We start from the raw sequence: 6633 nt of genomic DNA on the forward strand, positions 1-6633 counted from the left end.
GGCCGGCGCTTTGGTGACGGTGGTCGATTGCCGGCGCGACGGCGGCGCGCAAGCGAAGACAGGTATTCGCGTCCTGGCGGGGCGCACGATTGCGGCGGCACGCGGGCGCAATGCCGTCCAGGGTGTCCTGCTCGATGACGGCACGGCGCTCGCGGCTGACTGCGTGCTCGTCTCCGGCGGCTGGACACCCACGGTGCACCTGTTCTCGCAGGCGAAGGGCGAGCTCGCCTGGAGCGATCAACTGGCGGCTTTCGCTCCGGGGGAGGCTGTGGACGGGATCGGCGTGGCCGGCGCCATGGCCGGCACGGTCTCGCTTTCCGAGACCTTGGCCAGCGGCGTGTCGGCCCTCGATGCGTTCGGTTCCTCTTCTTCGCCAGCGCCCCGCAACACAGGAGCGGAAGCAACGCTGGGCGTTGTCAGCCTGTGGCCGAAGCCCAAGGCCAAAGGCCGCGTCTGGATCGACTACCAAAGCGATGTCACCGCCAAGGACGTCGAGCTTGCGGCGCGGGAGAATTTCGTCTCCGTCGAGCACCTGAAGCGCTACACCACGCTCGGCATGGCGACGGACCAGGGTAAGACGTCGAACCTGAACGGCCTGGCGCTGCTGGCCGAAATTACCGGCCGCGCCATCCCCGAGGTCGGCACCACCACTTACCGGCCGCCATTCACGCCTGTGCCGTTTGCAAGCCTGGCGGGAACGCGCCGGGGAAGCATGCACGCCCCGGTCCGCCGCTTGCCGCTGGAGGCAAACCATCGCGCAGCGAACGGGGTGTTCCAGGAATATGGCGGCTGGCTGAGGCCAGCCTTCTATGGAAGCGGCGAAGCCGGGGCCGCGATCCAGGAGGAAGCGCGGCGCGCCCGGCAGTCCGTCGCGCTCTTCGACGGCTCGACGCTCGGCAAGATCGATGTGATCGGCCCGCGCGCGGCCGAATTGGTCGACTTCATGTACTACAACACCATGTCGACCTTGAAGCCTGGCCATTGCCGCTATGGCTTCATGCTGTCGGAAAATGGCGTCGTCTTCGATGACGGCGTTCTGGTACGTCTCGACGAGCACCGCTTCATCGTCTCCTGCTCGTCGTCGCATGTCGCCGCCGTCCATGTCCGGCTGGAAGAATGGCGGCAGGATCGTTTCGGTCGCGACGCGGTCTATATCCACAACGCCACCGCGCAATACGCCACCTTGACCGTCTCGGGTCCGAATGCGCGCGGGCTCGTGGAGGCGCTCGACCTGGGTGCCGCGCTGGACGATGCCAGCCTGCCGCACATGGCCGTCGCCACCGGCCGCTTTGCCGGCGACGAGGTGCGCATAGCCCGGGTCTCCTTCACCGGCGACCGAAGCTACGAAATCTCCATCCGCGCCGACCGGGCCGAGGCGCTATGGGAGCGGATGCGACAGGAGGGCCGCGCGTTCGATGCCGTTCTGCTCGGCCTCGAATCGCTAATGATCTTGCGCGCGGAGAAGGGGTACATCGTCATCGGCAAGGACACCGACGGCAACATCATGCCGCACGACCTGGGCGTGGCGGGGCCGCGCACCAAACGTACCGGTGAGTACGTCGGTCGGCGCTCGCTTTTCACCGAGGCGGCGAACAGGTCCGATCGCGATCAGCTTGTCGGCCTCACGGTCCGCGACGGCGAGGCGCCGCTGGCGACCGGCGCCCATGGCGTCGAGAAAAGCGGGGGCCGCCTCCGAAGCGTCGGTTTCGTCACCTCCAGCTATCATAGCCCGACCCTGGGGCGCCCGGTTGCCCTGGCGCTCATCGAACGGGGCGCCGCGCGGCACGGCGAGACGATCGACGTTCAGCATCTCGGCGTTGTGCGGCAGGCCACCATAGTCGCGCCCTGCGCCTTCGATCCGGAAGGGAGCCGCCTGCATGCGTAACCTTGCCGAAAAGTGGCTGGCGGTGCCCGACTTCGCCATCGCGACGCCGAACAAGGATGGTGTGACCGTGCGGACGGTTGGCGGGCTGAACCAGCTTCTGGTCAGCGGCGACCTGACCGCCTGGGCGCAATCATCCAGTCTCGTGGGTGAGGGCGTCGGAGCCGGCGCGGTTGCCAGCGGCGATAAATACATGGTCCGGATTGCGCGTGATCGCATTCTTGCCGTCGGCGAACGGCCATTCCCGATTGCGGCCGGCTGGCATGAGGCCGGGTTCGCGGTCTCGGTCATGGATGCGGGGTTCCATGTGTTCGAGATCGAGGGACCGAAATTGGACAATCTGATCGCGCGGGGCACAGCGCTCGATCCGAGGCCGGCAAGTCGCTCGGCCTCGATCCTTTTCGCCGGCGTCAATGTCCTTTTCTACCGGTTCGGTAACGCCGATCGTGCGCGTCTCCACGTCGACCGGGGCCTCGCGCCTTATCTGTGGGAATGGCTCGAACAATCGCCAGCATTGTAGCGGTTCGGTTTCAGGTCTATCTAGCCGCGGTTAAATTTTGTCTGGCTCGCTATGCTCTCCGATTCCAGTGTTGAAGACGTCGTGCGACGGTCCGGTCTGATCGGCAACACCAAGGTGACGCGCGAGGACTGGATGAAGCTCGCGCTGGAGACGCTGATCTCCGAGGGGGTTGAGGCGGTGCGCGTGCTCGCGCTCGGGCAGAAGCTGAACGTCTCCCGCTCGAGCTTCTACTGGTATTTCAAGAGCCGCCAGGATCTGCTGGATCAGCTTCTGGACTATTGGCGCAACAACAACACCCGTTTCATCGTCGAGCAGGCGGGCCGGCCCGCCGCGTCGATAACGCAGGCCGTGCTCAATGTCTTCGAGTGCTGGCTGGATGAATCGCTGTTCAATCCGCGCTTGGATTTCGCCGTGCGCGCCTGGTCGCGCCAGTCCGCCAAGGTCCATCGTATCGTGACCGAGGAGGACGATGCGCGGGTCGACGCCATCCGGGCGATGTTTTCGCGGCACGGTTACGCGGACACGGAAGCCTTCGTGCGGGCGCGCGTGCTGTACTTCACGCAGATCGGCTACTACTCGCTCGAGATCGTCGAGCCGGTAAGCGACCGTCTTTTCCTGACGCCGGCCTACCTGCTCACGCACACCGGCAAGGAACCTCGCGAGGGCGAGGTGGAGGCCTTCGCCGAAAAGGTACGGCTGCGAACCCGCAATTGAGCGGAACCGGACTGACACGACCCTGGGGAACGCCACGCGCCGCCGCCTTCCTTGGTTGAGGACCCGGCCGGCAGACGGCCTAAGCAGTCTTCATCGCATTGCAGATTTCTTCGACCAGCATTGCGGCCGAAACCGAGCCTGGGTCCGGATGGCCCAGCGAGCGTTCGCCGAGACGCGCGGCGCGGCCGACGGTCGCGATCATATCGCGTGTCGCCTCCGCGCCCTGGCGGGCAGCGGCGGCTATGGCATCGGCGTTCTGGCCATTGATTGCCGCGTCCGCGGCGGGAGCCCAGGCATCGAGCATTGTCTTCTGGCCGGGTTCCGCCTTGCCACGCTGGACGATGCCGTCGCGCATCGCCGCAATGACGGTCCGCAACTCGCCGCTCGGCATCGATCCGCGCGGACCCGCGGCCTTGCCGGCGCGCAGAAGCGCGGTCGCATAGAGTGGTCCGGAGGAGGCGCCGACCGCGTTGAGAAAGCCTTTGGCGGCGGCATTGAACACATCCTGCAGCGTGCCCTCGGCGGCTTGGGCTGCATCGGCCGCGGCCCTCATGCCTTGCTCCATGGCGATGCCGTGATCGGCGTCGCCGATCACACCGTCAAGCGCGCAGAGCCTGTCGCGCTCCGTCGCCATTCGCGCGGAGAAGGCGCCGAAAAGGGTTTTCAAATCCCCGGTCGTAAACTCCATCTCGCTCAGCTCCGGAACATGGCGCAGTCGCAGGGATGGTCGATCATGCGCTGCAATTCGTCATCGAGATGCATGACGGTAATCGAGGCGCCGGCCATGTCGAGCGACGTGCAGTAGGGGCCGACAAGCGTCTTGTGGACGACCAGCCCGGCAGCCTTCAGGCGTTCCGCGATCCGGGCGTTCAGGATGTAGAGTTCCATTAGCGGCGTCGCGCCGAGCGAGTTGACCAGCACCGCGACACGATCGCCGGCCGGCGCCTTCATTTCCGCCAGGATCGCGTCCATGATTTCGTCGGCGACATCGTTGGCCGAACGCAATGGTCCGCGCCGCACGCCGGGCTCGCCATGGATGCCCATGCCGATCTCCATCTCGCCAACGGGGAGGTCGAAGCTTGGCCGCCGCGTCTGCGGCAGGGAACAGGACGAGAGCGCCACGCCCATGGTGAAGGTGCGGTCGTTGGCGTGACGGGCGATCCGCTCCACCTCGTCCAGCGGCATCATCATGTCGGCGGCCGCTCCAGCGGCCTTGAAGATGAACACGTTGCCGGCCACGCCGCGGCGCTTTTGCCGTTGGTCGCGTGGCGCCGACGCGATGTCGTCGGTGGTCAGCACCGTGCGCGCCTCTATGCCTTCCATCTCCAAAAGCTCGGCGGCCATGTCGAAATTCATCACATCGCCGGCATAGTTGCCATACATGAACAGGACGCCGGCACCGCCGCTCGCGGCCATTGCCGCGTCGACCGCGGGCTGCGGCGGCGGCGAGGCGAAGACGTTGCCGATCGCTGCGGCATCCGCCAGGCCCTTGCCGACATAGCCGAGGAAGGTCGGCTCATGGCCGGAGCCGCCGCCGATTATCAGCGCCACCTTGCCGGTCCGCGGGCCATGTTTGGCGACGACGGCACGCGGCGCGTTGTCCGGACGCCAGAGATGCTCGGGATGCGCGGCGATGATGCCGACCAGCATTTCGTCGACCGCCGCATTGCCGTCATTGATCAGCTTCTGCGTCAGGCTCATTTGCGTCTCCCTGCATCGTCTTCGGCCATGAGACTAAAGCATGTCTTCCGAAAGTGGGAACCGGTTTCGGGACAAAGACATGCGTGAAATCAAAAGCTAAAGCGCATGGAGCGAATCCGAAGGATCGCGACGCGCTTTTTAGAGCGTTTCGCAGCGGCGTGGAAACGTTCTTCTTCTGGTCCAGCCAAGCTCGCGAAGCGGGAAGTATCGCGGTCAGCGAGCGTTGTACTTGGCGTCGACCCGATCGATGGCGGCGACGTTGCCGGCCGATCGCCCTTTCGGATCGAACGTCTCCTTGAGGAAGGCATCGGCGATCGACTTCGCCAGTTCAGGCCCGATCACCCGCGCTCCCATGGTGATGATTTGGGCATTGTTCGACAGCGCGGCGCGCTCGGCCGAGTAAGTGTCGTGGGTGAGCGCCGCGCGGATGCCCGGCACCTTGTTGGCCGAGATGCAGACGCCGATCCCCGTGCCGCAGATCAGAATGGCGCGGTCATATTTGCCGGCCAGCAGGTCGCTCGCGACCCGGTCGGACAGATTGGCGTAGAACGGGTCGGGGCCGGTTTCGGTGTGCGACACTTCCGACACTTCGTGCCTGTCCTTCAAATGATCGGCCAGAACCCTGGCCAGGCCTTCGCCGGCGCTGTCCCCTGCAACCGCGAGCTTCATGATCGTCTCCTCATAGTTTGGCGGCGCATCTGGACAGGATGTCGAGGTAGCCCTCGACCTGCCAGGCGGCGCGTCCGATGAACAACCCGTCGATATGCGGGCATGCGATGAGTTCGGCGCAATTGTCCTGGTTGACCGAACCGCCATAGAGGCAAGGGACGCGGCGGCCGAGCACGTCCTGTGCGGCAGCGATGATCTCCGCCTGGCGCGCGTCGGCGTAGTCCGAGGTCGCCGGAATGCCGTTGACGCCGATTGCCCAGACCGGCTCGTAGGCAAGCAGGATCGGCGCCCGCTTCTGCGGGGCGCTGAGTTTGGACAGCGCGCCGCGCACCTGCCTGTCGAGGACATCGTGGGCGAGGCCGGCCTCGCGCTCGGCCAGCGTCTCGCCGATGCAGATCAAAGGAGTCAAGCCGTGGCGTATGGCGGCCTCGGTCTTGAGGCCCACGGTCTCGTCGGTTTCGCCGAAATGCTCGCGGCGTTCGGAATGGCCGAGCTCGACGATGTCCAGATTGCAATCCTTCAGCATCACCGGCGAAATCTCGCCGGTCCATGCGCCTTCGTCGGCCCAATGCATGTTCTGGGCTCCGACCTTGACGGACGTATCCTTCAGCATCGCCTTGACCTCACGCGCCGCCGTAAAGGGCGGGATGACGAAGCGCTGGACACGCGGGTCGCCTTCCGGGTCGGCAAGCAGGCCGCTGGCGAAGGCGTGCGCCTCCGCGAGCGCCTTGTTCATTTTCCAGCTTGTGCCGATCCAGACTTGAGGCATCTGTGTCATTGGTCAGTCCCCTGGCCACAGCGAGCCGAATGCGGGTGAGTGCGGCATGGCGCTATCAACCGCCGAGACCGTCACGGATGGTCGAGAAATAGCGATCGGTACCGACCTGCCCGCCCTTCAGCGCCACCTCCAGCCCGTCGATTGCGGCGATGCTCGAATGGGCGACGCACAGCGGCGAGCCGGGCGACGCCGGCAGCGGCATCCTGACCGTCAGCGCGTCGACGCCCATCTGGCCGAGCGCGTGGCTCGACGTATCGCCGCCGGCGATAATCACGCGCTTCAACTCCTGGTCCACGGTCAATGCGCGCAGCAGTTCGCCGAGGCCGCGGCCGAGCTTGTGGCGGGCGCCCTCCTGGCGGTCGATCTCGG

8 protein-coding genes are annotated in these 6633 nt (G+C 65.8%); 3 read left to right on the forward strand and 5 right to left on the reverse strand.

Translation table 11 applies throughout. The features are described from left to right. From DH10_RS34405 to DH10_RS34415, 3 genes are all read left to right on the forward strand, one after another. The coding region (locus DH10_RS34405) for a glycine cleavage T C-terminal barrel domain-containing protein (protein WP_192385863.1) at positions 1 to 1885 on the forward strand (1885 nt) is incomplete at its 5' end. Continuing rightward, positions 1878 to 2402, forward strand: coding sequence for an aminomethyltransferase family protein (locus tag DH10_RS34410; protein WP_192255624.1), 525 nt, complete (start codon positions 1878 to 1880; stop codon positions 2400 to 2402). The genes DH10_RS34405 and DH10_RS34410, both read left to right, overlap by 8 nt. 114 nt (positions 2403 to 2516) lie before the next feature. Beyond that, a complete protein-coding gene (locus DH10_RS34415; RefSeq protein ID WP_425515395.1) occupies positions 2517 to 3116 on the forward strand; it encodes a TetR/AcrR family transcriptional regulator in 600 nt (199 codons plus the stop codon). A 79-nt stretch (positions 3117 to 3195) separates the two neighbouring features. Here DH10_RS34415 and dhaL read toward each other — a convergent pair whose 3' ends face one another. The 5 genes from dhaL to DH10_RS34440 form a co-directional block, all read right to left on the reverse strand. Continuing rightward, positions 3196 to 3804: a dihydroxyacetone kinase subunit DhaL gene (gene dhaL, locus DH10_RS34420; RefSeq protein WP_192385864.1), complete on the reverse strand. Its 609-nt coding sequence runs from the start codon at positions 3802 to 3804 to the stop codon at positions 3196 to 3198. Positions 3805 to 3809: 5 nt separating this feature from the next. After that, positions 3810 to 4817, reverse strand: a complete 1008-nt coding sequence (locus DH10_RS34425; protein WP_192255619.1) for a dihydroxyacetone kinase subunit DhaK — start codon at positions 4815 to 4817, stop codon at positions 3810 to 3812. Positions 4818 to 5030: 213 nt separating this feature from the next. After that, positions 5031 to 5486 carry a D-erythrulose-4-phosphate isomerase gene (gene derI, locus DH10_RS34430; RefSeq protein ID WP_192255617.1) on the reverse strand — a complete coding sequence of 152 codons (456 nt, stop codon included), beginning with the start codon at positions 5484 to 5486 and terminating at the stop codon, positions 5031 to 5033. 10 nt (positions 5487 to 5496) lie between these two features. Then, complete coding sequence (locus DH10_RS34435; protein WP_192255667.1) at positions 5497 to 6255, reverse strand: triose-phosphate isomerase; 759 nt, start codon at positions 6253 to 6255, stop codon at positions 5497 to 5499. A 64-nt stretch (positions 6256 to 6319) separates the two neighbouring features. Beyond that, the coding region (locus DH10_RS34440; RefSeq protein WP_281423897.1) for a nucleotide-binding domain containing protein at positions 6320 to 6633 on the reverse strand (314 nt) is incomplete at its 5' end.

Origin of the sequence: Mesorhizobium silamurunense (genome assembly GCF_014843825.1) — a bacterium.
Classification (GTDB): Bacteria; Pseudomonadota; Alphaproteobacteria; order Rhizobiales; family Rhizobiaceae; genus Mesorhizobium; species Mesorhizobium silamurunense.

What these genes read in the sequence shown, in the direction of transcription:
- dhaL (WP_192385864.1), bottom strand. Translation starts at nt 3,804, where the DNA reads ATGGAGTTTACGACCGGGGATTTGAAAACCCTTTTCGGCGCCTTCTCC.
- derI (WP_192255617.1), bottom strand. Translation starts at nt 5,486, where the DNA reads ATGAAGCTCGCGGTTGCAGGGGACAGCGCCGGCGAAGGCCTGGCCAGG.
- DH10_RS34435 (WP_192255667.1), bottom strand. Translation starts at nt 6,255, where the DNA reads ATGCCTCAAGTCTGGATCGGCACAAGCTGGAAAATGAACAAGGCGCTC.
- DH10_RS34410 (WP_192255624.1), top strand. Translation starts at nt 1,878, where the DNA reads ATGCGTAACCTTGCCGAAAAGTGGCTGGCGGTGCCCGACTTCGCCATC.
- DH10_RS34425 (WP_192255619.1), bottom strand. Translation starts at nt 4,817, where the DNA reads ATGAGCCTGACGCAGAAGCTGATCAATGACGGCAATGCGGCGGTCGAC.